The organism is Erwinia aeris, assembly GCF_041224955.1.
GTDB lineage: Bacteria > Pseudomonadota > Gammaproteobacteria > Enterobacterales > Enterobacteriaceae > Erwinia > Erwinia aeris.
The window spans coordinates 54,711-76,557 of record NZ_JBGFFX010000008.1 but is presented as its reverse complement, the minus strand read 5'-3'; the positions used below and the strand labels follow the sequence as shown (position 1 = coordinate 76,557).

The 21,847-nt window shown below is 57.5% G+C and carries 22 protein-coding genes; 16 read left to right on the top strand and 6 right to left on the bottom strand.

Features of this window, described 5'->3' with window-relative positions:
• Positions 1–210: 210 nt before the first annotated feature.
• The 3 genes from mazG (at position 211) to eno (ending at position 4,452) form a co-directional block, all read left to right on the top strand.
• The gene (gene mazG, locus AB6T85_RS14155) at positions 211–993 is read left to right on the top strand and encodes a nucleoside triphosphate pyrophosphohydrolase (protein WP_253458850.1); all 783 of its coding nucleotides are present in this window, start codon (positions 211–213) and stop codon (positions 991–993) included.
• 326 nt (positions 994–1,319) lie between these two features.
• Entirely contained in the window at positions 1,320–2,957 is a 1,638-nt protein-coding gene (gene pyrG, locus AB6T85_RS14150) for a glutamine hydrolyzing CTP synthase (RefSeq protein ID WP_253458853.1), read from the top strand.
• A 199-nt stretch (positions 2,958–3,156) separates the two neighbouring features.
• Entirely contained in the window at positions 3,157–4,452 is a 1,296-nt protein-coding gene (gene eno / locus AB6T85_RS14145) for a phosphopyruvate hydratase (RefSeq protein WP_253458856.1), read from the top strand.
• Positions 4,453–4,544: 92 nt separating this feature from the next.
• Here eno and AB6T85_RS14140 read toward each other — a convergent pair whose 3' ends face one another.
• Positions 4,545–5,549: a glycoside hydrolase 64/thaumatin family protein gene (locus AB6T85_RS14140; protein ID WP_253458859.1), complete on the bottom strand. Its 1,005-nt coding sequence runs from the start codon at positions 5,547–5,549 to the stop codon at positions 4,545–4,547.
• 136 nt (positions 5,550–5,685) lie between these two features.
• On the opposite strand from AB6T85_RS14140, the gene queE reads away from it, so the two are divergent.
• Positions 5,686–6,357 carry a 7-carboxy-7-deazaguanine synthase QueE gene (queE, locus tag AB6T85_RS14135; protein WP_253458861.1) on the top strand — a complete coding sequence of 224 codons (672 nt, stop codon included), beginning with the start codon at positions 5,686–5,688 and terminating at the stop codon, positions 6,355–6,357.
• 86 nt (positions 6,358–6,443) lie between these two features.
• Here queE and queD read toward each other — a convergent pair whose 3' ends face one another.
• Positions 6,444–6,803 (bottom strand): 6-carboxytetrahydropterin synthase QueD, encoded by a 360-nt coding sequence (gene queD, locus AB6T85_RS14130; protein WP_125287429.1) that lies wholly within the window; start codon positions 6,801–6,803, stop codon positions 6,444–6,446.
• A gap of 305 nt (positions 6,804–7,108) precedes the next feature.
• Here queD and cysJ point away from each other — a divergent pair, with 305 nt between their 5' ends.
• Genes cysJ through cysH form a run of 3 tightly spaced genes read left to right on the top strand, consistent with a single transcriptional unit; the run spans position 7,109 to position 11,426 of the window.
• Entirely contained in the window at positions 7,109–8,914 is a 1,806-nt protein-coding gene (cysJ, locus tag AB6T85_RS14125) for an NADPH-dependent assimilatory sulfite reductase flavoprotein subunit (RefSeq protein ID WP_369895915.1), read from the top strand.
• Between the two features lie 52 nt (positions 8,915–8,966).
• Positions 8,967–10,682: an assimilatory sulfite reductase (NADPH) hemoprotein subunit gene (gene cysI, locus AB6T85_RS14120; protein WP_253458867.1), complete on the top strand. Its 1,716-nt coding sequence runs from the start codon at positions 8,967–8,969 to the stop codon at positions 10,680–10,682.
• Positions 10,683–10,694: 12 nt separating this feature from the next.
• Positions 10,695–11,426 (top strand): phosphoadenosine phosphosulfate reductase, encoded by a 732-nt coding sequence (gene cysH, locus AB6T85_RS14115; protein ID WP_253458870.1) that lies wholly within the window; start codon positions 10,695–10,697, stop codon positions 11,424–11,426.
• Positions 11,427–11,672: 246 nt separating this feature from the next.
• On the opposite strand, the gene AB6T85_RS14110 is transcribed toward cysH, so the two are convergent.
• From AB6T85_RS14110 to AB6T85_RS14095, 4 genes are all read right to left on the bottom strand, one after another.
• On the bottom strand, positions 11,673–12,218 hold the full coding sequence (locus AB6T85_RS14110) for a hypothetical protein (RefSeq protein ID WP_301730118.1): 546 nt from the start codon (positions 12,216–12,218) through the stop codon (positions 11,673–11,675).
• Positions 12,219–12,235: 17 nt separating this feature from the next.
• On the bottom strand, positions 12,236–12,625 hold the full coding sequence (locus AB6T85_RS14105; protein WP_301252633.1) for a hypothetical protein: 390 nt from the start codon (positions 12,623–12,625) through the stop codon (positions 12,236–12,238).
• A gap of 149 nt (positions 12,626–12,774) precedes the next feature.
• The gene (locus AB6T85_RS14100; RefSeq protein WP_125287434.1) at positions 12,775–13,059 is read right to left on the bottom strand and encodes a YciI family protein; all 285 of its coding nucleotides are present in this window, start codon (positions 13,057–13,059) and stop codon (positions 12,775–12,777) included.
• An 8-nt stretch (positions 13,060–13,067) separates the two neighbouring features.
• Positions 13,068–14,066 carry an aminopeptidase gene (locus tag AB6T85_RS14095; protein ID WP_253458873.1) on the bottom strand — a complete coding sequence of 333 codons (999 nt, stop codon included), beginning with the start codon at positions 14,064–14,066 and terminating at the stop codon, positions 13,068–13,070.
• Between the two features lie 252 nt (positions 14,067–14,318).
• On the opposite strand from AB6T85_RS14095, the gene cysG reads away from it, so the two are divergent.
• The 9 genes from cysG to truD all read left to right on the top strand — a co-directional run bounded on the left by cysG (position 14,319) and on the right by truD (position 21,797).
• Complete coding sequence (cysG, locus tag AB6T85_RS14090) at positions 14,319–15,725, top strand: siroheme synthase CysG (RefSeq protein WP_253458876.1); 1,407 nt, start codon at positions 14,319–14,321, stop codon at positions 15,723–15,725.
• Positions 15,726–15,734: 9 nt separating this feature from the next.
• On the top strand, positions 15,735–16,643 hold the full coding sequence (gene cysD / locus AB6T85_RS14085; protein WP_253458879.1) for a sulfate adenylyltransferase subunit CysD: 909 nt from the start codon (positions 15,735–15,737) through the stop codon (positions 16,641–16,643).
• 9 nt (positions 16,644–16,652) lie between these two features.
• Complete coding sequence (gene cysN, locus AB6T85_RS14080; RefSeq protein ID WP_253458881.1) at positions 16,653–18,080, top strand: sulfate adenylyltransferase subunit CysN; 1,428 nt, start codon at positions 16,653–16,655, stop codon at positions 18,078–18,080.
• Positions 18,080–18,685: an adenylyl-sulfate kinase gene (cysC, locus tag AB6T85_RS14075; RefSeq protein ID WP_301252628.1), complete on the top strand. Its 606-nt coding sequence runs from the start codon at positions 18,080–18,082 to the stop codon at positions 18,683–18,685. The genes cysN and cysC overlap by 1 nt, the downstream gene beginning before the upstream one ends.
• A gap of 56 nt (positions 18,686–18,741) precedes the next feature.
• Entirely contained in the window at positions 18,742–19,059 is a 318-nt protein-coding gene (locus AB6T85_RS14070; protein WP_253458885.1) for a DUF3561 family protein, read from the top strand.
• Positions 19,060–19,261: 202 nt separating this feature from the next.
• Positions 19,262–19,567 (top strand): cell division protein FtsB, encoded by a 306-nt coding sequence (gene ftsB / locus AB6T85_RS14065; protein WP_125287441.1) that lies wholly within the window; start codon positions 19,262–19,264, stop codon positions 19,565–19,567.
• A 3-nt stretch (positions 19,568–19,570) separates the two neighbouring features.
• Positions 19,571–20,281 carry a 2-C-methyl-D-erythritol 4-phosphate cytidylyltransferase gene (gene ispD / locus AB6T85_RS14060; RefSeq protein WP_301252626.1) on the top strand — a complete coding sequence of 237 codons (711 nt, stop codon included), beginning with the start codon at positions 19,571–19,573 and terminating at the stop codon, positions 20,279–20,281.
• Positions 20,281–20,760: a 2-C-methyl-D-erythritol 2,4-cyclodiphosphate synthase gene (ispF, locus tag AB6T85_RS14055; RefSeq protein ID WP_125287443.1), complete on the top strand. Its 480-nt coding sequence runs from the start codon at positions 20,281–20,283 to the stop codon at positions 20,758–20,760. The genes ispD and ispF overlap by 1 nt, the downstream gene beginning before the upstream one ends.
• Complete coding sequence (gene truD, locus AB6T85_RS14050; RefSeq protein WP_369895909.1) at positions 20,760–21,797, top strand: tRNA pseudouridine(13) synthase TruD; 1,038 nt, start codon at positions 20,760–20,762, stop codon at positions 21,795–21,797. The genes ispF and truD overlap by 1 nt, the downstream gene beginning before the upstream one ends.
• The last annotated feature ends 50 nt before the right edge of the window (positions 21,798–21,847 follow it).

Here is a 21,847-nt window from a genome sequence, read left to right as displayed (position 1 = left end):
CCCGGACAGGACTGCTGAGGCGACGACCCTGCAAGCCTGCTGCCTGGTTGCCGTTTTGCGCGCCGGCCGCGTTTATCCCTGACAGGGGATAGCGCGCTGGCCGGGCGCAGGCGGCCTGCTGATGACCGAAGCTTTATTCCTTTCCCTGCATGAATTTTGCCTTGCCATGCCGTATAGTCGTTTTTTTCTTCCTTACAAATGGACTCCGTTATGAACGCTATCGATCGCCTGCTGGGCATCATGAAAACCCTGCGCGATCCGCTAGCTGGCTGCCCGTGGGATCGTGAGCAGACCTTTGCCAGCATCGCGCCTTACACCCTTGAAGAAACCTATGAAGTGCTGGACGCCATCAGCCGCGAAGATTTTGACGACCTGCAGGGCGAGCTGGGCGATCTGCTGTTTCAGGTGGTGTTCTATGCGCAGATGGCGCAGGAAGAAGGGCGCTTTGACTTTAATGCCGTTTGCCAGACCATCAGCGACAAGCTGGAGCGTCGCCATCCGCATATCTTTGGCGATGCGCAGGTTCGCGACAGCAAAGAGGTGCTGGTGAACTGGGAAGCGATTAAAACGCAGGAACGTGCCGGTAAAGCGCAGCACTCGGCGCTGGACGATATTCCTCGCGCGCTGCCCGCGCTGATGCGCGCGCACAAAATCCAGAAGCGTTGCAGCAACGTCGGCTTTGACTGGCATACGCTTGGCCCGGTGCTGGACAAAGTTTACGAAGAAATTGATGAAGTGATGCACGAAGCCAAACAGGCGGTCATCGACCAGCAAAAGCTGGAAGAGGAGATTGGCGATCTGCTGTTTGCCACGGTTAATCTCTCGCGGCATCTGGGCAGCAAAGCGGAAACGGCGCTGCAAAAAGCCAACGATAAATTCGAGCGTCGCTTCCGTCAGGTAGAAGAAATTATCGCCGCACAGGGATTGCCAATGCAGGAGGCCACGCTGGAGCAAATGGAGGCCGCCTGGCAGCAGGTGAAGGCGAAGGAATAGCAGGGCCTGAAAAGGGAAAATCTGTTTCTCCCGTCCGTTAGCCCGTCTTTCGCGGCGGGCCAGCGCGCCCCTTTTGTTTTTTCCGCTTTGCTATCCTGGCAGCGGTCGAATTATTCCCTCGTGGCGAATAACTCGCTGACTCGATTCAACAAAAGTGTGATCGCAATCAACTTCAGCACGCAGAGAATCGGGTACTCTCGTGACGGTCAATACGATGGCTGGCACATAACCGGAAACGATTAATTGTGGCATGCAGGGGAATCCCGTATACTGTTTTCCCGTCCTGGTTATTCCATCGTCTTTAAACCTACTTTCTCAGGTTCAGCATGACAACGAACTATATTTTTGTGACCGGCGGGGTCGTATCCTCTCTGGGTAAAGGCATTGCCGCAGCCTCCCTGGCCGCCATTCTTGAAGCACGTGGTCTTAATGTGACCATCATGAAGCTGGACCCGTATATCAACGTGGATCCGGGTACCATGAGCCCTACTCAGCACGGCGAAGTCTTCGTCACCGATGACGGTGCGGAAACGGATCTCGATCTGGGCCACTATGAGCGCTTCATTCGCACCAAAATGAGCCGCCGCAATAACTTCACCACTGGCCGTATCTACTCGGAAGTGCTGCGCAAAGAGCGTCGCGGCGACTATCTGGGCGCGACCATTCAGGTGATCCCGCACATTACCAACGCCATTAAAGAACGCATCATCGAAGGTGGCGAAGGTCACGACGTGGTACTGGTGGAAATCGGCGGCACCGTCGGCGACATCGAATCCCTGCCGTTCCTTGAAGCGATCCGCCAGATGGCGGTTGACGTTGGCCGTGAGCACACCATGTACATGCACCTGACGCTGGTGCCTTATATGGCGGCGGCGGGTGAAGTCAAAACCAAGCCAACCCAGCACTCGGTGAAAGAGCTGCTCTCTATCGGCATTCAGCCTGACGTGCTGATCTGCCGTTCAGACCGCGCCGTGCCGGCCAACGAGCGGGCGAAAATCGCGCTGTTCTGTAACGTGCCGGAAAAAGCGGTTATTTCGCTGAAAGACGTTGATTCTATCTATAAAATTCCGGGTATGCTCAAATCGCAGGGCCTGGATGACTATATCTGCAAGCGCTTCAACCTGAACGCGCCGGAAGCGAACCTGGCCGAATGGGAACAGGTTATCTATGAAGAAGCCAATCCGGGCGGCGAAGTCACCATCGGCATGGTCGGCAAATATGTTGAGCTGCCGGATGCCTATAAGTCGGTGATTGAAGCGCTGAAGCACGGCGGCCTGAAAAACCGCGTAACGGTCAACATCAAGCTGATCGATTCGCAGGATGTGGAAAGCCGTGGCGTAGAAATTCTGAAAGATTTGGATGCTATCCTGATCCCTGGCGGCTTCGGCTACCGTGGCGTGGAAGGCAAGCTGATGACCGCTCGCTACGCGCGTGAAAACAATATTCCTTACCTGGGCATCTGCCTGGGGATGCAGGTCGCGCTGATGGAGTTCGCGCGTAACGTAGCCGGTATGGCGGATGCGAACTCAACGGAATTTGTGCCAGACTGTAAGTACCCGGTCGTGGCGCTGATCACCGAATGGCGCGACGAAGAGGGCAACGTTGAAGTGCGTTCTGAGAAGAGCGATCTGGGCGGCACCATGCGCCTGGGCAGCCAGCAGTGTCAGCTGACGCCGGACAGCCTGGTGCGCCAGCTGTATGGCTCTGACACCATCGTTGAGCGCCATCGCCACCGCTATGAAGTCAACAATATGCTGTTAAAGCAGATTGAAGCGGCCGGATTACGCGTTGCCGGGCGTTCTGGTGACGATCAGCTGGTCGAGATCATTGAGATCCCGAACCATCCGTGGTTTGTTGCGTGTCAGTTCCACCCGGAATTCACCTCAACGCCGCGTGACGGTCATCCACTCTTCGCCGGCTTCGTTAAGGCAGCCAGCGAGCACCAGAAGCGTTTGGCGAAATAAGTAGTTTTCATGGCAGCGCGCGAATTTATACTTGCCAGGTTTTGAGCTGAAGCAAGGCGGCTATCGAGTGGATCCCCGGCGCTTACTTTAGTAAGTGACCGGGGTGAGCCAGCCAGCACCGCTCCGGCTCGAAAGATAAGAACTATTTTCGCGCGTTGTTTGTCTGAGTTTTAAGTTAACTTGTACTGAGGAAAAACTAATGTCCAAAATCGTTAAAGTCATCGGTCGCGAAATCATCGACTCTCGTGGCAACCCGACCGTTGAAGCAGAAGTGCATCTGGAAGGCGGTTTTGTCGGTATGGCGGCCGCACCATCAGGCGCTTCTACCGGTTCCCGTGAAGCGCTGGAACTGCGTGACGGTGACAAATCTCGTTTCCTGGGTAAAGGCGTGACCAAAGCCGTTGCAGCCGTTAACGGCCCAATCGCTGACGCGGTAACCGGCAAAGATGCCAAAGACCAGGCAAACATCGACAAGATCATGATCGATCTTGACGGCACCGAAAACAAATCCAAATTTGGCGCTAACGCCATTCTGGCCGTTTCTCTGGCTGCGGCTAAAGCTGCTGCTGCCGCTAAAGGCATGCCGCTGTATGAGCACATCGCCGAGCTGAACGGCACCCCGGGCAAATTCTCTATGCCGCTGCCAATGATGAACATCATCAACGGCGGTGAGCACGCCGACAACAACGTCGACATTCAGGAATTCATGATCCAGCCAGTAGGCGCGAAAACGCTGAAAGAAGCGATCCGCATGGGTTCTGAAGTGTTCCACACCCTGGCAAAAGTGCTGAAGTCTAAAGGCATGGGCACCGCTGTAGGCGACGAAGGCGGCTATGCGCCAAACCTGGGCTCCAACGCCGAAGCGCTGGCCGTTATCGCGGAAGCGGTAAAAGCAGCAGGCTACGAGCTGGGCAAAGACATCACGCTGGCGATGGACTGTGCGGCTTCTGAATTCTACAAAGACGGCAAATATGTACTGGCTGGCGAAGGCAACAAAGCCTTCACTTCCGAAGAGTTCACTCACTTCCTGGAAGATCTGACCAAACAGTACCCAATCGTCTCTATCGAAGACGGCCTGGACGAATCCGACTGGGACGGCTTTGCCTATCAGACCAAAGTGCTGGGCGACAAAATCCAGCTGGTGGGCGACGACCTGTTCGTGACCAACACCAAAATCCTGAAAGAAGGTATCGAGAAAGGCATCGCTAACTCCATTCTGATCAAATTCAACCAGATCGGTTCTCTGACCGAAACCCTGGCTGCAATCAAAATGGCGAAAGACGCGGGCTATACCGCAGTGATTTCTCACCGTTCAGGCGAAACCGAAGACGCAACTATTGCCGACCTGGCAGTAGGTACCGCAGCGGGCCAGATCAAAACCGGTTCTATGAGCCGTTCTGACCGTGTTGCCAAGTACAACCAGCTGATCCGTATCGAAGAATCGCTGGGCAGCCGTGCGCCGTTCAACGGTCTGAAAGAAGTTAAAGGTCAGTAAGCTGACGTTTTCCCGGCCTTAAAGGTCGGGATGATCTGAAAGCCCCGTCTCTGGACGGGGCTTTTTTATTGGCTATTTACCGGCCGTCACGCTTAGCCTTTCAGTTCAACCTTCAGGTTTTTCGTGCTGCTGCCCAGGGTGCTCGCATCATCGGAAGGGATAACATAGCCCTTGTCGGCGGCCACATGCTGCCGGTAATAATCCACTACCGCCGCGTCCTGCTGGTTTGAAGTCGTGGATTTTTTCAGGCCATAAACGTTGCCGTCCGCGTCTTTCGCTTTAATGCCGTCGGGCGCGTTTGAAACCAGATCGTCCAGCGTCCCGGAAACCCTGCCGTCGCCCTTCGCGGGGCCAATGGTCATGGCCGCGTTATTGCCTTCGATATAGCTGACGTCGTAATAAGTCTGTCCGCTGCCGCCGTCAAATTTCACCTCGCCCAGCGTCGCGTTGGCGCCGTCGCCTGCGGTGCTGCGGAAATTGCCCGACCAGTTGGCATCAAAGTTCTGCGTTTTGGTTTCGCCCGGTTGCAAGGTGAGATCGTCAGGCCTGGCGCTGCCGTCGGCGTTGGGCGTAAAGGCGATGGTCATGGGCTTGTCGCCTTTGTTTTCAAACGTCAGGCTGTTTTTGGCAGGATCGAGCGCTGTATTGCTGTTTACCGCCTGGCTGCTGCTGGTGGATGAGGCGGCCGTAACGTCAGCGTTTGCGGCCGTTGTGGTCTGCGACGGCGCGGCGGTTCCGTTGGCTAAGGGCGTGGTCGAAGGGCCATTAGCGACCGCTGGCGAGGCGGCGTTGATGCGTTCGGGCGAAGCGTGTGCCTTATTCACCTGCTGCGCCAGCGAATCGATAGCGGACAGCGCCGTCTGTAACAGTTTGCCAATCTGCTGCATAAACTGATTAAACGAAGAGCTGCCCGCGTCATCCTGCCCATTTTTACTCAGCTCCGGCAGATTACTGGTCGCGGGCGAGCCAAAGCTGATGCTGCCCGTGCGCGCGGCCTGCGCGCCGGACTGCTGCTGAGGCGGCTGGAACGCGCTCGACGCCTCGCTGCTGGCATTCAGCAGTACGCGATTCAGTAAACTGCTGATGGGCATGTTCATAGGATTACCTCAGAAAAGAGTGATGAGGTTAGGTGGGATAAAAAGTTGCCGGGTTCCCCCGCACAATGTGATTTGGTTAAAAAGCCGCTATCTGTCATACTTTGCGCCCTTATTTTTACAGTCAATTGAGAGCGTGATGCAGTACCCGATTAATGAAATGTTCCAGACGTTGCAGGGCGAAGGGTTTTATACCGGCGTTCCGGCAATTTTTATCCGCCTGCAGGGATGCCCGGTGGGCTGCAGCTGGTGTGATACCAAACACACCTGGGATAAGCTGGCCGATCGGGAAACCTCGCTGGGCGATATCTTGCTGAAGACGGTGGAAACCGATGCATGGGGCGCGGCGGACGCGGAGGCGTTACTGGCGGTAATTGCGCAGCGCGGCTGGACGGCCCGGCACGTGGTGATTACCGGCGGCGAGCCCTGCATTCACGATCTGACGCCGCTGACCGAAGCGCTGGAGCAGCAGGGCTTCAGCTGCCAGATTGAAACCAGCGGCACGCATCGGGTGCAGTGCAGCGAAAAAACCTGGGTTACCGTTTCGCCTAAGGTCAATATGCGCGGCGGCTATGATGTGCTGAACCAGGCGCTGGTTCGCGCTGATGAAGTGAAGCATCCGGTGGCCCGTCAGCGCGACGTAGAGGCGCTGGACGCCCTGTTGGCGACGCTGAGCGACAGCAAGCCGCGTATCATTGCCCTACAGCCGATCAGCCAGAAAGACGACGCGACCAAACTTTGCATTGAAACCTGCATCGCGCGCAACTGGCGCCTGTCGATGCAGACACACAAATACCTGAATATCGCCTGATAAAAAAAGGCGGCACCGAGGCCGCCTTTTTAGTTAATCCCTGTCATTGTTATCCATAGGCTTCGGCGACCTCTGCCGCCAGAGCATCAGCCTTTGTAAACGCAGCCCGCCGTGCAGGTCTCTTTGATCATCACGGCGCTGAGCAGAGGCAGCGTCGGCTTCATCCGATCCCAGATCCATTTTGCCAGCACTTCGCTGGTCGGGTTTTCCAGCCCTGGGATCTCGTTCAGATAATAGTGATCCAGCCTGTCGTAAAGCGGCCTGAAGGCCGCCTTCAGTTCGGCAAAATCCATGACCCAGCCGGTATGCGCGTCCACTTCGCCGGTGATTTCGAGCCGCACCAGGAAAGAGTGCCCGTGCAGGCGGCCGCATTTATGGCCTTCCGGCACGTTGGGCAGGTGGTGAGCCGCCTCGAATTGGAAATCTTTAAACAGCGTGGTAGCCATATGACAGTCTCGGTTATTTCTCAAAAAAACGGGCGAAGTCTACCTGAAAAAGCCTTTTTTCGCACCCGTTTCCCGGCCAATCCGCACATCCTGGCCCGTAGCAAAAGCGCCTTCTGACTAAGTTCATAATAAACAATAAGTTAATTAACCGGTTTCGCCGCTATCGCTTACTTGTAAAACCGTTTAGTCATTTTGGTTATTTTATATTACCAACCCTTCTTTAAGGGTTATTATGCCAGTCGTTACCCTAACGTTATCTTGCTGTCTTTACGGCCCTGACCACCGATACTGGAACTTTCAACGCAATGACGACTCAGGCACCTCCTGCTTCTCTGCTTCCGCTTAACCCGGAACAGCTTTCCCGCCTTCAGGCGGCAACCGGCGATTTCTCTACCACGCAGCTGGCTTGGCTCTCCGGCTACTTCTGGGGCATGGTCAATCAGGCGCCGGGCGCGGTAACCGCCAGCGCGCCAGCGCCGGTCGAGACACCAACCATTACGCTGCTTTCCGCCTCGCAGACCGGCAACGCCCGTCGCGTCGCCGAGCAGCTGCGCGACGATCTGCTGGCGGCTAAGCTGAACGTGAACCTGGTCAACGCGGGCGACTACAAGTTCAAGCAGATCGCACAGGAGAAGCTGCTGGTCGTGGTTACCTCCACGCAGGGCGAGGGCGAGCCGCCGGAAGAAGCCGTGGCGCTGCATAAGTTTCTGATGTCAAAGAAAGCGCCGAAGCTGGCCGACACCGCTTTCGCGGTCTTTGGTCTGGGCGATACCTCTTATGAGTTCTTCAGCCAGGCCGGCAAAGATTTCGATAACAAGCTGGGCGAGCTGGGCGGCGAACGCCTGCTGGATCGCGTGGATGCCGATGTCGAATACGCGGCCGAAGCGGAACAGTGGCGGAAAAAGATTGTAGAGATCCTGAAAGCGCGCGTGCCGAGCGAATCACCGGTCGCAGCGGCAGCCACCGCTGCCGGCACGGTCAACGAAGTGCTCAGCAGCCCTTACACCAAAGAAGAGCCGCTGACCGCCAGCCTGGCCGTGAATCAGAAGATCACCGGCCGTAACTCGGATAAAGACGTGCGCCATATCGAAATCGACCTGGGCGATTCCGGGCTGCGCTATCAGCCGGGCGACGCGCTGGGCGTCTGGTATGAAAACGATCCTGCGCTGGTGCAGGAGCTGGTCGGGCTACTGTGGCTGAAAGGCAGTGAGCCCGTAGAGGTCAACGGCGCTACGCTGCCGCTCAGCGAAGCGCTGCAAAAGCATTTCGAGCTGACGGTCAATACCACGCAGATCGTCGAGCAGTACGGCAAGCTTAGCCGCGATGAAAATCTGCTGGCCCTGGTCGGCGATAAGAGCCGTTTGCAGCACTATGCGCAGACGACGCCGATCGTGGATATGGTGCGTCAGGCGCCAATCGAGCTGCGCGCCGAACAGCTGACGGCGCTGCTGCGTCCGCTGACGCCGCGTCTTTATTCTATCGCCTCTTCGCAGGCGGAGAGCGAAAGCGAAGTGCACATTACCGTCGGTGCGGTGCGCTATGACATCGATGGCCGCGCGCGCGCGGGCGGCGCTTCCAGCTTCCTGGCGGATCGGCTGGAAGAAGACGGCGAAGTCCGCGTCTTTATTGAACATAACGATAACTTCCGCCTGCCGGCCAATCCCGAAACGCCGGTCATTATGATTGGGCCGGGCACCGGCATCGCGCCGTTCCGCGCCTTTATGCAGCAGCGCGATAACGACGGCGCAGAAGGCAAAAACTGGCTCTTCTTCGGCAATCCGCACTTTACCGAAGACTTCCTGTACCAGGTCGAATGGCAGCGCTACGTGAAAGACGGCCTGCTGACCAATATCGATCTGGCGTGGTCGCGCGATCAGCAGCAAAAAGTTTACGTGCAGGACAAAATTCGCGCCAAAGGGGCGGAAGTGTGGCGCTGGATCCAGCAAGGCGCGCATATTTACGTGTGCGGCGACGCCAACCGTATGGCGAAGGATGTGGAGCAGGCCCTGCTGGAAGTGGTGGCGGAGCATGGCGGTATGGATACGGAAAGCGCCGACGAATTCTTAAGCGAGCTGCGTATCGAGCGCCGCTATCAGCGCGACGTCTACTAGCCGGCCCCGCCGGATATCCGGCGGCACTAACGAATATTAAAGAGAAAGCCTTATGAGCAATGAAAAACATCCTGGCCCGTTGGTGGTTGAAGGCAAGCTGACCGACGCCGAGCGCCTGAAAAAAGAGAGCAACTATCTGCGCGGAACTATCGCGGAAGATTTAGATAACGGCCTGACCGGCGGTTTCACCGGCGACAACTTTCTGCTGATCCGCTTCCACGGCATGTACCAGCAGGACGACCGCGATATTCGCGCCGAGCGCGCCGAGCAGAAGCTGGAGCCGCGTCACGCGATGATGCTGCGCTGCCGTCTGCCGGGCGGCATCATTACGCCGACGCAGTGGCTGGCTATCGATAAGTTCGCGGCGGACAACACGATTTACGGCAGCATTCGTCTGACCAACCGCCAGACCTTCCAGTTTCACGGCATCCTGAAGGGCAACGTCAAGCCTGCTCACCAGATGCTGAGCGAAGTCGGCCTGGATGCGCTGGCAACGGCGAACGACGTGAACCGTAACGTGCTGTGCACCTCGAACCCGATAGAATCCGAGCTGCATCAGGAAGCCTACGAATGGGCGAAAAAACTCTCCGAGCATCTGCTGCCGCAGACCCGCGCCTATGCGGAAATCTGGCTGGATCAGGAAAAGGTCGCCACCACGGATAAAGAGCCGATCCTGGGCGAAACCTATCTGCCGCGTAAGTTTAAAACCACCGTAGTGGTGCCGCCGCATAACGATGTGGATCTGCACGCTAACGATCTGAACTTTATTGCCATTGCCGAGAACGGCAGGCTGGTCGGCTTTAACCTGCTGGTGGGCGGCGGATTGTCTATCGATCACGGCAACAAAGCGACTTACGCGCGCACCGCCAGCGAGTTTGGCTATCTGCCGGTCGAAAAAATCCTCGACGTCGCGGAAGCGGTCGTCACCACGCAGCGCGACTGGGGCAACCGTACCGATCGTAAAAACGCCAAAACCAAGTACACGCTGGAGCGCGTGGGCGTGGAAACCTTTAAGCAGGAAGTGGAGCGCCGCGCCGGCCTGACCTTCGAGCCGATCCGCCCTTATGAATTCACCACGCGCGGCGACCGTTTCGGCTGGGTGAAAGGGATTGATAACAACTGGCATCTGACGCTGTTTATTGAAAATGGCCGCCTGCTGGACTATCCGGGCCGTCCGCTGAAAACCGGCCTGGCCGAAATTGCGAAGGTGCACAAAGGCGACTTCCGCCTGACCGCCAATCAGAACCTGATTGTGGCGGGCGTGCCGGAAGCGCACAAGCCGGCGATCGAAGCGCTGGCCCGCGAGCACGGCCTGATGGAAAACGTCACCGCGCAGCGCGAAAACTCGATGGCCTGCGTGGCGTTCCCGACCTGTCCGCTGGCGATGGCGGAAGCCGAACGTTTTCTGCCGTCGTTCGTGACCCGCGTGGAAGAGCTGATGACGGCGCACGGCGTGGGCGATGAGCATATCGTCCTGCGCGTGACCGGCTGTCCTAACGGCTGCGGCCGCGCGCTGCTGGCCGAGGTCGGCCTGGTCGGCAAAGCGCCGGGGCGCTATAACCTGCATCTGGGCGGCAACCGCATCGGCACGCGCATCCCGCGTATGTACCGTGAAAACATTACCGAAGATGAAATTTTAACCACCCTCGATCATCTGTTGGGTCGCTGGTCAAAAGAACGCGAAGCGGACGAAGGCTTTGGCGATTTCACTATCCGCGCTGGCGTGGTGGAACCTGTTCTCGATCCGGCTCGCGATTTTTGGGCATAACGGAGGCGCGAAATGGCTGTACTCGATCTCTCGGCACTGAATGCACTACCCAAAGTCGAACGCGTAATGGCGCTGGCGGAAATCAACACCAGGCTGGAAAAGCTGTCGGCACAGGATCGCGTTATTTGGGCGCTCGAAAATCTGCCCGGCGAGGCGGTGCTTTCTTCCAGCTTTGGCATCCAGGCGGCGGTGAGTCTGCATCTGGTGACCCAGGCGAAGCCGGATATTCCGGTGATCCTGACCGATACCGGCTATCTGTTCCCGGAAACCTATCAGTTTATTGACGAGCTGACCGATAAGCTCGGTCTGAACCTGAAGGTATTCCGCGCCGAACAGAGCGCGGCGTGGCAGGAAGCGCGCTACGGCAAGCTGTGGGAGCAGGGCGTGGAAGGCATCGAACGCTACAACGAGATCAACAAAGTGGAGCCGATGAACCGCGCGCTGGAAACGCTGCATGCGCAGACGTGGTTTGCCGGTCTGCGTCGCGATCAGTCCAGCAGCCGCGCCCATCTGCCGGTGCTGGCTATTCAGCGCGGCGTGTTCAAGGTGCTGCCGATTATCGACTGGGACAACCGCCAGGTTTATCAGTATCTGAAGGAGCACGGCCTGGGCTATCATCCGCTGTGGGATCAGGGCTATCTGTCGGTTGGCGATACGCACACCACGCGGAAGTGGGAGCCGGGCATGGCGGAAGAAGAAACGCGCTTCTTCGGCCTGAAGCGCGAGTGCGGCCTGCACGAATAACGTTAAAGGGCGGAGGTTATCTTCCGCCCTCATTACAAACAAATTATTAAAACCCGCCAATCCTTGTCTTTATTACACATCCATACCCAGCGATAGTTTTCTTTGGCGCCGCTGAAGCAGATATCCAGCAGTTTTCTATAGGTTTGGTACTGCAAGAGCTTACGTAGGTTTATCACTGCTGCGGCTATACTGTCTGACGCACGCTGAACCAGATAAGGTAGTTCGCCGCATAACATGACTTTTTGCTCAGAGGGGAGCAAGGATCCTTGAGGTAAGATTATTTCCCGGCTCTGATGCCCGGAAGTATGGCGTATGCCTTTTGCTATAAGCCAGGATCCGTACTCGCTTATCGTTATTTTCCCAGGCAAAATGAATGCAAGGCCCGCTGGTCATGCCTAACGGGTTGGGCTGTAGATCTTTTACTTTTGTATGACCACTATCGGTAGGAATATAAACAGAACGACCCTGTGCCGCATCCCAATCTCCGCTATGGTAATGCCATACGTCATAAAGCGCATAGATGTCGGCGCCTGCGTAACGCATTCCGTTGGTCTTACACCATGAAGGTTTGTTTCTGCCTTCTTGATCCAGCTCTTCAGCCAGCTGTTGGATAAGATAATCAAACGATGCACGGCTGTTATCATCCATTTGAGGCAAATCCGTTAAAAATATATCGTTGGCTGCTTCACCTGGTATACCTAAAATTTGCTTGCGGTCGCCGTGTTCAAACTGTGGCGCTAATACGATTTCAATTTTCGATGTTGGGGTTATTGCTACCCTTGTTGCAACCATTTTTCTGACTTTCCCTTTCAGAATTTTTTATTATTCTTGCTGGCCACAAGAGCGGCATGAACAGCAATTGAAGCTTTTTTATTGCGAGTGTGAACACGAACGGACTGGTTAAATCCTTTACTGGCGGAATCTGGATCCAGAATGTCTGAATACTCAACGCTCGCATCAATGGCATGATGGCCAGAAGCTACGCTCTGGTTGACCTTCGAGGCGGGCAGTAAAAATTTGGGCTGGGCACGCTCTTCAACCATACGTTCCAGCTCTCTGTGATAGGCCTCTGCCTGTTTCAGCAAGACAGGATCGGACGCATAACGTTTCTCTTCAGCATTTTCTTCAGCCTGAATTTTAAGATATAGCTTGCGCTGCTCCGGCGTTAGCTGTTTCGTTTCAGGTGGATGATATTTCATAGATCCCTCCTTAATTGGCGATTTAATCACCACGATGAGGGTATCGTAGGCTAATTTATTTATGCTAACAATACCTCGCTAAGCAAAGCCTCCATCAGGGATGACGAAAGCTTTATTATGCGAGTCAGCCCTGATTTATTCCCGAAAACCTACAGTCCCACCAGCGCAGAAAAGTCCGCCGAACCGCGCGTGACGTTCACTTTAGTGACCTCGTAATCCGCCACCTTCTGAAAAGCATCCTCTGCCAGAATACGATCCAGCCGAGCGCGATCGATATCCTTTATCAGGATCACGCCGCCGGTACGGGGATCTTTACGTCCGGCGGCAATAAAGGTGCCGTCGGCAAAGTAAGTATCCAGCCAGGCGATATGCGCATCCAGCGCCGCTTCCACTTCCGGCATCGGGCGGTTATAGGTCAGACTGACAATGTACATGGGCTTCCTTAAGCTTCAGGTTGAGGATTGGCTAACTCGCGGATCAGCGGCAGCAGGATTTTCACGCTGTCGCGCGTGCGGTGCGTGATGCGGCCGGGCAGCCAGCGATCGATCCAGGCAAGGTTATCGCAGCTGGCCTGCTGCTGACAGCTTCCCTGCGGAAAATGCGCGTTACTGGTATGCACCCGATGGCCTTTTTTATCCCAGTTGGCGGCGCGAACGCTCAGCAACGGGATGCCTGCCTTATCAAACGTCTCTACCGCCGGTTCATTTTTCACCGCTTTGCCCAGCGTGGCGGCAGGAATATGCGCCGAGCGCGCCAGCGCCAGCGCCCGATCGCGCGTCTGCCGCGCCACCGGTTCAGGCGTGTTGGTGCCGCTGTTAAACCAGAGCCGGTTGCCCACGAGCAGATCGTTTAGTTTTATCACCAGCAGCGTGTTCTTTTTCTCTTCCGGCTTCATGCGGGCGAGATAATCCTCTTCGCCATGCAGCGCAGAAGCGCTTAGCGCCACAAAGCGCAGGCTGTAGTGCAGCGGCGTCGACTGTAAACGCTCCGCCAGCTCCAGCATCACCGCCACCCCGGAAGCGTTATCGTCCGCGCCCTGTAAAGTCAGGCCGCCGCGATTTTTTTGCCGATCGCTGTCGCTTAGCGGCAGCCAGGTATCGGCCTGCGCCAGAATAACTATCTGCTGCGGGACCTCGCCTGCGCGGGCGGCGATAACCGATGTCGCGATAACGCTGCGATCGCTAACGCGGCCATCCTGTGATTTATAGTGATAGTGCGCCGTAAAATCTCTTTTATTGCTCTCATAGCCCCACTGCTGAAACTGCTGTTGCAGATAGTCGGCGTTTAACATCTCGGCAGGACTGCCAGCCATACGCCCTGGAAAGTAAGTCGCGATATGGCGCAGCTGCTGTTCGGCAAGCTGACCTTCATTGGTCGCGGCGTGAAGCGGGGAAAGCACGCCCAGCGCCAGCAGGGCGCTCAGGCAAAGTCGGGAAAACATGTCACGTCCTTAATCGTCATCCTGTAACGAAACAGCGAAAATATTTTGCTGTCCCAGTATGAAAGTGTGACGGGCTCCGCACAATTACAATCCTTCTGAAAGCCCCTGAAATCGCTCCGCTAAGCACATTTTGTGCGTAGCTTTACCGTAACGTTATTCCATTCGGTAACTACTCATTCCAATTAGTAATTTCATAAGCCTCCACCGCCGCCCTATAGTCGCGTTAACTTTTTGTTATTTAGCAAGGCTGACGTGGATTATCTTCCCCTTTTTGCAGACATCCGAAACAAACCGGTGCTGGTGGTTGGCGGCGGCGACGTGGCCGCGCGCAAAATCGAACTGCTGCGTCGCGCAGGCGCGCGGGTGCAGATTGCCGCACGCGAACTGTGTGAAGAGCTGACGGCGCTGCAGGAGAGCGGTGAAGTCGAGTGGATTGCTCGCGACTATCAGAGCGCCCAGCTCGACCTGGTCTATTTCGTGATTGCCGCCACCGACGACGGCGAACTGAACAGCCGCGTCTTTGACGATGCCAGCGAGCGCAGGCTGCTGGCTAACGTGGTCGATGACCAGCCTAAATGCTCTTTTATTTTCCCTTCTATTGTCGACCGGTCGCCGCTGGTCGTGGCTATTTCCTCCAGCGGCACGGCGCCCGTACTGGCGCGCCTGCTGCGTGAAAAGCTTGAGTCTCTGTTGCCCGCCCATCTGGGGCAGATGGCCGCGCTGGCCGGCAGCTGGCGCGACAGAGTTAAGCAGCGGCTGAGCAAAATGTCAGAGCGCCGCCGCTTCTGGGAAAAGGCGTTTAACGGTCTTTTCGCCAGCCAGGTCGCCTCCGGCAATCTGACGGGCGCGGAACAGACGCTGGCTCGCCAGCTGGACGATCCGGAGGCGAGCCAGGGCGAAATTATCCTGGTCGGCGCGGGGCCTGGCGATGCCGGCCTGCTGACGCTGCGCGGGCTGCAGGTGATGCAGCAGGCGGACGTGGTGCTGTACGACCATCTGGTCAGCGACGAGGTGCTGGATTTAGTCCGACGCGACGCCGACCGCATCTGCGTGGGCAAGCGCGCCAGCGCGCACAGCGTGCCGCAGGAAGAGACTAACCGGATGCTGGTCGAGCTGGCGAAGAAGGGCAAGCGGGTTGTGCGCCTGAAGGGCGGCGATCCCTTTATTTTTGGTCGCGGCGGCGAAGAGCTTCAGGCGGCGGTTGAGGCGGGCATTCCATTTCAGGTGGTACCGGGCGTGACCGCAGCGGCAGGCGCGACGGCCTATGCCGGCATTCCGCTGACGCATCGCGACCATGCGCAAAGCGTGCTGTTTATCACCGGCCATTGCCGGGCCGACGGCGAAGAGATGGACTGGCCATCGCTTGCCCGAGCGCGGCAGACGCTGGCTATTTATATGGGCACGGTAAAAGCCGCCGAAATCTCGGCGCAGCTTATTGCCCATGGCCGCGACGCGCAAACGCCGGTAGCGGTGATCGGGCGCGGCACGCGTCAGGATCAGCAGGTGCTGACCGGCACGCTACAGGAATTAGAACAACTGGCACAACGTGCGCCAACGCCCGCCCTGTTAGTGATAGGGGAAGTGGTCAACCTGCATCAGCAGCTGGCGTGGTTTCAACATTCAGCGCAGCGGGCGTCCGCCGTTGTGAATTTGGCTTGAGGAAAAGTTATGGATCAAAAACGACTCACCCACCTGCGTCAACTGGAAGCGGAAAGTATCCATATCATCCGTGAAGTGGCGGCAGAGTTCGGCAATCCGGTCATGATGTACTCTATCGGCAAAGACTCTTCGGTGATGCTGCACCTGGCGCGTAAAGCGTTCTATCCGGGCACGCTGCCTTTCCCGCTGCTGCACGTGGATACCGGCTGGAAATTTCGTGAAATGTACGAATTCCGCGACCGTACGGTAAAAGAGATTGGCGCCGAGCTGCTGGTGCATAAAAACCCGGAAGGCGTGGCGATGGGCATCAATCCCTTCGTGCACGGCAGCGCCAAGCACACCGACATTATGAAAACCGAAGGGCTGAAGCAGGCGCTGAACAAATACGGCTTTGATGCCGCGTTCGGCGGCGCGCGTCGCGACGAGGAAAAATCCCGCGCGAAAGAGCGTATCTACTCCTTCCGTGACCGTTTCCACCGCTGGGATCCGAAAAACCAGCGTCCTGAGCTGTGGCACAACTACAACGGCCAGATCAATAAAGGCGAAAGCATTCGCGTTTTCCCGCTCTCTAACTGGACCGAGCTGGATATCTGGCAATATATCTTCCTGGAAAATATCGACATTGTTCCACTGTATCTGGCCGCTAAGCGTCCGGTACTGGAACGCGACGGCATGTTGATGATGATTGACGACGACCGTATCGATTTACAGCCTGGCGAGAAGATTGAGGAGCGGATGGTGCGTTTCCGTACGCTGGGCTGCTGGCCGCTAACCGGCGCGGTGGAATCTGAAGCGCAGACGCTGCCTTCGATCATCGAAGAGATGCTGGTTTCAACCACCAGCGAACGTCAGGGGCGCGTGATCGACCGCGATCAGTCCGGCTCGATGGAGCTGAAGAAACGCCAGGGTTATTTCTAAGGAGCCGAGATGAACAACGTCATTGCACAACAAATTGCCGACCAGGGCGGCGTGGAAGCCTGGCTGCACGCTCAGCAGCACAAAAGCCTGCTGCGTTTTCTGACCTGCGGCAGCGTCGACGACGGCAAAAGCACGCTGATTGGCCGCCTGCTGCACGACACGCGCCAGATTTATGAAGATCAGCTCTCTTCGCTGCACAACGACAGCAAGCGTCACGGTACCCAGGGCGAGAAACTGGATCTGGCGCTGCTGGTGGACGGCCTGCAGGCCGAGCGGGAACAGGGCATCACCATCGACGTGGCCTACCGCTATTTCTCCACTGAAAAGCGCAAATTTATTATTGCCGACACGCCGGGGCACGAGCAGTACACCCGCAATATGGCGACAGGCGCATCAACCTGCGACCTGGCCATTCTGCTGATCGACGCCCGTAAAGGCGTGCTGGATCAGACGCGTCGTCACAGCTTTATCTCCACGCTGCTGGGCATCAAGCACCTGGTGGTGGCTATTAATAAGATGGATCTGGTCGAGTACAGCGAAGAGAAGTTCGAGCAAATCAAACAGGACTATCTGGATTTTGCCGAACAGCTGCCGAACGATCTGGATATCCGCTTTGTGCCGCTGTCGGCGCTGGAAGGGGAAAACGTCGCTTCCGCGAGCGAGGCGATGGGCTGGTACACCGGTCCGACGCTGCTGGACGTGTTGGAAACCGTCGAGGTCAAGCGCGTGGTGGAACAGCAGCCGATGCGCTTCCCGGTGCAGTACGTCAACCGACCTAACCTGGATTTCCGCGGCTATGCGGGCACCCTGGCGTCGGGAACGGTACAGGTCGGCCAGCGCGTGAAGGTGCTGCCATCCGGCGTGGAATCTTCCATCGCCCGCATCGTGACCTTTGACGGCGATTTGCAGGCAGCGCAGGCCGGCGAAGCGATTACGCTGGTGCTGAAGGACGAAATCGATATCAGCCGCGGCGATCTGCTGGTAGATGCCAGTACAGAGCTGAAGCCCGTGCAGGCGGCCAGCGTGGACGTGGTATGGATGGCGGAACAGCCGCTGGCGCCGGGTCAGAGCTTCGATATTAAAATCGCCGGCAAGAAAACCCGCGCGCGCGTCGAAAAAATTCAGTATCAGGTGGAAATCAACAGCCTGGCCCAGCGTCAGGTGGAAAACCTGCCGCTGAACGGCATCGGTCTGGTGGATCTGACCTTTGACGAGCCGATGGTGCTGGATAAATACCAGCAGAATCCGGTTACCGGCGGCATGATCTTTATTGACCGTCTGAGCAACGTTACCGTCGGCGCAGGCATGATCCGCGAACCGAACGAGGAAGCGGCGCAGGCGACCGGTGATTTCAGCGCTTTTGAACTGGAATTTAACGCGCTGGTGCGTCGCCACTTCCCGCACTGGGGCGCTCGCGATATTTCAGGCGGTCAATAATGGCCGCTCACGATGAAAACGTCGTCTGGCATGCGCACGCGGTAACGCGTGCGGAGCGCGAGCAGCTGCACGGTCATCAGGGCGCGGTGCTGTGGTTTACGGGGCTTTCCGGCTCCGGTAAATCCACCGTGGCGGGCGCGCTGGAGCAGGCGCTGCATCAGCTTGGCGTCAGCACCTATCTGCTGGATGGCGACAACGTGCGTCACGGCCTCTGCCGCGATCTGGGCTTCAGCGACGCCGATCGTAAAGAGAATATCCGGCGCGTCGGCGAAGTCGCAAAGCTGATGGTCGATGCGGGCCTGATCGTTCTGAGCGCCTTTATCTCTCCGCATCGGGAAGAGCGGCAGATGGTGCGCGACATGGTTGGGGAAGGGCGCTTTATTGAAGTCTTTGTCGACACGCCGCTGGCTATCTGCGAAGCGCGCGATCCCAAAGGCCTGTATAAAAAAGCGCGGGCCGGCGAGCTGCGTAATTTCACCGGCATTGACGCCGTTTATGAAGCGCCGGAACGTCCGGAAATCCGCCTGGATGGCGAACAATTGGTAACAAATTTACGGGTTCAAGTGTTAGATCTGCTGCGTGACCGCGATATTATCAAAGCCTGAGATAGCCGCGGCAAAACGCCTCAGAGCGGGCCGTATTACGCGTCAACAGGATACTTATGCATAACGTTACGCCCATGCTGGCCCGCAAAGATGACGGTCAGGAAGAGTCTTCCTGGTCGTTTCCCGGTGGAGTGGCAGGCTTTGCCTGCTACTGGTTCGCGCTCGCGATCCCTTTTATGCTTTACGGCTCTAACACGCTGTTCTTCTTCCTCTATACCTGGCCCTTCTTTCTCGCGCTGCTGCCCGTTTCCGTTCTGGTCGGTATTATCGCCAGCGTGCTGCTGCGCGGCCATCTGATTTGGACGCTCCTGCTCACCGTCGTGGTGGTTATAGGCCTTTTCTGGCTGCTGTTTACGCTGCTGAGCGGTTGGTAATCGCCCTCATTGTGGTAAGGTTTGCCCGCCCGTGGGCAAAATCTGATGTCTGAATGCGCCCGGTGGTAACAGAAGGTTGCCTGACGACGCTGTTTAGCCCCGTGGAACGCTCACCGATTCGCCAAACGGCGGCTATTTCAAGGCCGCAGTGGAGTCGGGAGAAAAGTTATGGGATGATTGAGCCGTTTTTCAGGGGGCGGGGATGGGAAAACTTACGCTGCTGTTACTTGTACTACTCGGCTGGCTGCAATATTCGCTCTGGCTGGGCAAGAACGGCCTACATGACTATACGCGCGTTAACGACGATGTTGCGGTGCAGCAGAGCAGTAACGCCAAATTAAAAGCGCGCAACGATCGGCTGTTTGCGGAAATCGATGACCTGAATGGCGGTTCCGAAGCTATCGAAGAACGCGCGCGCAATGAGCTGGGCATGATCAAGCCCGGTGAGACCTTCTATCGCCTTGTGCCGGATCGCAGTAAAAACGCGCAGGCCAATCAACAACGATAAAACATGACTATCGCAGGTACTGAGGTGATTGCCGTTGTGCCCGCTGCCGGTGTCGGCAGCCGGATGCAGGCGGCCTGTCCTAAGCAATATCTTCGCATTAACGGCAAGAGCGTGCTTGAGCACGCCATTGACGGCCTGCTGGCGCATCCGCAGGTCAATCAGATTATCGTGGCTATCACGCCAGAAGATCCCTGGTTCTTTACGCTGCCGGTCGCTAAGGATCCTCGCGTGCGCTGGGTCGCCGGCGGCAAAGAACGAGCCGACTCGGTGCTGGCCGGTCTGCAAGCCGCGCCAGAGGCCCGTTGGGTGCTGGTGCACGACGCGGCGCGTCCCTGTCTGCATCCCGACGATTTACACCGCCTGCTGGCGATTACCGCGACCAGCCGCATCGGCGGCATTTTGGCCGCGCCCGTGCGTGACACCATGAAGCGCGCGGAACCCGGCTCGCCGGCAATTGCCCATACGGTGGAGCGGGAGGCGCTCTGGCACGCGCTGACGCCGCAGCTGTTTCCGCTGGAGCTGTTGCGTCACTGTCTGCAGCGGGCGCTGCAGGAAGGTGCGTCCATCACGGACGAGGCCTCCGCGCTGGAATATTGCGGCTATCATCCCGAACTGATCGTCGGCCGCAGCGACAATATCAAGGTGACGCGACCGGAAGATCTGGCGCTGGCCGCTTTTTACCTGACTCAATTACATAATAAGGAGAGCGCATAATGCGTATCGGCCACGGTTTTGATGTACACGCGTTTGGCGGCGAAGGCCCGCTGATTATTGGCGGCGTGCGAATTCCTTATGAGAAAGGGCTGCTGGCCCATTCCGACGGCGACGTGGCGCTTCATGCGCTGACCGATGCGCTGCTGGGCGCGGCGGCGCTGGGCGATATCGGCAAGCTTTTCCCCGACACCGACGCGGCTTATAAAGGGGCAGACAGCCGCGAGCTGCTGCGTGAAGCCTGGCGCCAGATTGAGAAAAAAGGCTATCGCGTTGGTAACGTTGACGTGACTATTATCGCCCAGGCACCGAAGATGCTGCCGCACGTGCCGCAGATGCGCATTCATATCGCGGAAGATCTGGGCATCCATATGGACTGCGTCAATGTGAAAGCGACCACCACTGAAAAGCTGGGCTTTACCGGCCGTGGCGAGGGCATAGCCTGTGAAGCCGTTGCGCTGCTGATCAAGGCTGACGCTTAATGACCGCCTGGCTTTATGGGCAGCCCGCCGCCAGCGGCGTGGTCAAAGCGAACCCGGAAGATTTCGTGGTGATCGAAGATCTGGGCTACCGTCCGGACGGCGACGGTGAACAGGTGCTGGTGCGCATTCGTAAAAACGGCTGCAATACCCGCTTTGTGGCCGAGGCGCTGGCAAAGTTCGCTAAAATTCATCCGCGCGACGTCAGCTTTGCCGGCATGAAAGATCGTCACGCCGTGACCGAGCAGTGGTTCTGCCTGCGCGTGCCCGGCAAAGAGACGCCGGATTTTACCGCTTTTCAGCTGGAAGGCTGTGAAGTGCTGGAGAGCGCGCGGCATCGTCGTAAGCTGCGTACCGGCGCGCTACAGGGCAATGCCTTTACGCTTATCCTGCGTCAGATTTCCGACCAGGCGTCCGTTGAGCAGCGTCTGCAGCAGATAGCGCAGGGCGGTTTCCCGAACTATTTTGGCGAGCAGCGCTTTGGCCATGCCAACAACAACCTGATTATGGCGCAGCGCTGGGCGGCGGATGAGATCCGCGTGCGCGAGCGCAACAAGCGCAGCTTTTTACTTTCCGCCGCGCGCAGCGCGCTGTTTAATCAGGTCGTCAGCGATCGCCTGAGTAAAATGGGATCGCTGACCCGCGTGATGCCGGGCGATGCATTGCAGCTTACCGGACGCGGCAGCTGGTTTGTGGCCGCCGAAGAAGAGCTGCCTGGGCTGCAGGCGCGCACGGAGAATAACGAGCTGCGCGTGACGGCACCGCTGCCGGGCAGCGGCGATCCGGGCACCCAGGGCGAGGCGCTGGCGTTTGAGCAGCAAAGCCTGGCGCACGAAACGGCGCTGATTGCGCTGCTGGCGCGCGAGCGCGTAGAGGCGGCTCGCCGCGCCGCGCTGGTGGTGCCGCGTGATTTGCGCTGGAGCTGGTGGGATGATGTCACCGTCGAGCTTTCCTTCTGGCTGCCGGCGGGCAGTTTTGCCACCAGCCTGGTGCGCGAACTGCTTAACCAGCCGAACGGCGAGGCGGACGTAGCGGAATAGGCGCAAAAGGCGCGCCCCGGCGGCGGTCGGGGATGATATGATACCCAACA

What these genes read in the sequence shown, in the direction of transcription:
- cysI (WP_253458867.1), top strand. Translation starts at nt 8,967, where the DNA reads ATGAGCAATGAAAAACATCCTGGCCCGTTGGTGGTTGAAGGCAAGCTG.
- eno (WP_253458856.1), top strand. Translation starts at nt 3,157, where the DNA reads ATGTCCAAAATCGTTAAAGTCATCGGTCGCGAAATCATCGACTCTCGT.
- AB6T85_RS14070 (WP_253458885.1), top strand. Translation starts at nt 18,742, where the DNA reads ATGCATAACGTTACGCCCATGCTGGCCCGCAAAGATGACGGTCAGGAA.
- pyrG (WP_253458853.1), top strand. Translation starts at nt 1,320, where the DNA reads ATGACAACGAACTATATTTTTGTGACCGGCGGGGTCGTATCCTCTCTG.
- cysC (WP_301252628.1), top strand. Translation starts at nt 18,080, where the DNA reads ATGGCCGCTCACGATGAAAACGTCGTCTGGCATGCGCACGCGGTAACG.
- mazG (WP_253458850.1), top strand. Translation starts at nt 211, where the DNA reads ATGAACGCTATCGATCGCCTGCTGGGCATCATGAAAACCCTGCGCGAT.
- AB6T85_RS14140 (WP_253458859.1), bottom strand. Translation starts at nt 5,549, where the DNA reads ATGAACATGCCCATCAGCAGTTTACTGAATCGCGTACTGCTGAATGCC.
- cysN (WP_253458881.1), top strand. Translation starts at nt 16,653, where the DNA reads ATGAACAACGTCATTGCACAACAAATTGCCGACCAGGGCGGCGTGGAA.
- AB6T85_RS14100 (WP_125287434.1), bottom strand. Translation starts at nt 13,059, where the DNA reads ATGTACATTGTCAGTCTGACCTATAACCGCCCGATGCCGGAAGTGGAA.
- ispD (WP_301252626.1), top strand. Translation starts at nt 19,571, where the DNA reads ATGACTATCGCAGGTACTGAGGTGATTGCCGTTGTGCCCGCTGCCGGT.
- queE (WP_253458861.1), top strand. Translation starts at nt 5,686, where the DNA reads ATGCAGTACCCGATTAATGAAATGTTCCAGACGTTGCAGGGCGAAGGG.
- queD (WP_125287429.1), bottom strand. Translation starts at nt 6,803, where the DNA reads ATGGCTACCACGCTGTTTAAAGATTTCCAATTCGAGGCGGCTCACCAC.
- AB6T85_RS14110 (WP_301730118.1), bottom strand. Translation starts at nt 12,218, where the DNA reads ATGGTTGCAACAAGGGTAGCAATAACCCCAACATCGAAAATTGAAATC.
- ftsB (WP_125287441.1), top strand. Translation starts at nt 19,262, where the DNA reads ATGGGAAAACTTACGCTGCTGTTACTTGTACTACTCGGCTGGCTGCAA.
- truD (WP_369895909.1), top strand. Translation starts at nt 20,760, where the DNA reads ATGACCGCCTGGCTTTATGGGCAGCCCGCCGCCAGCGGCGTGGTCAAA.
- ispF (WP_125287443.1), top strand. Translation starts at nt 20,281, where the DNA reads ATGCGTATCGGCCACGGTTTTGATGTACACGCGTTTGGCGGCGAAGGC.
- cysD (WP_253458879.1), top strand. Translation starts at nt 15,735, where the DNA reads ATGGATCAAAAACGACTCACCCACCTGCGTCAACTGGAAGCGGAAAGT.
- cysJ (WP_369895915.1), top strand. Translation starts at nt 7,109, where the DNA reads ATGACGACTCAGGCACCTCCTGCTTCTCTGCTTCCGCTTAACCCGGAA.
- cysH (WP_253458870.1), top strand. Translation starts at nt 10,695, where the DNA reads ATGGCTGTACTCGATCTCTCGGCACTGAATGCACTACCCAAAGTCGAA.
- AB6T85_RS14105 (WP_301252633.1), bottom strand. Translation starts at nt 12,625, where the DNA reads ATGAAATATCATCCACCTGAAACGAAACAGCTAACGCCGGAGCAGCGC.
- AB6T85_RS14095 (WP_253458873.1), bottom strand. Translation starts at nt 14,066, where the DNA reads ATGTTTTCCCGACTTTGCCTGAGCGCCCTGCTGGCGCTGGGCGTGCTT.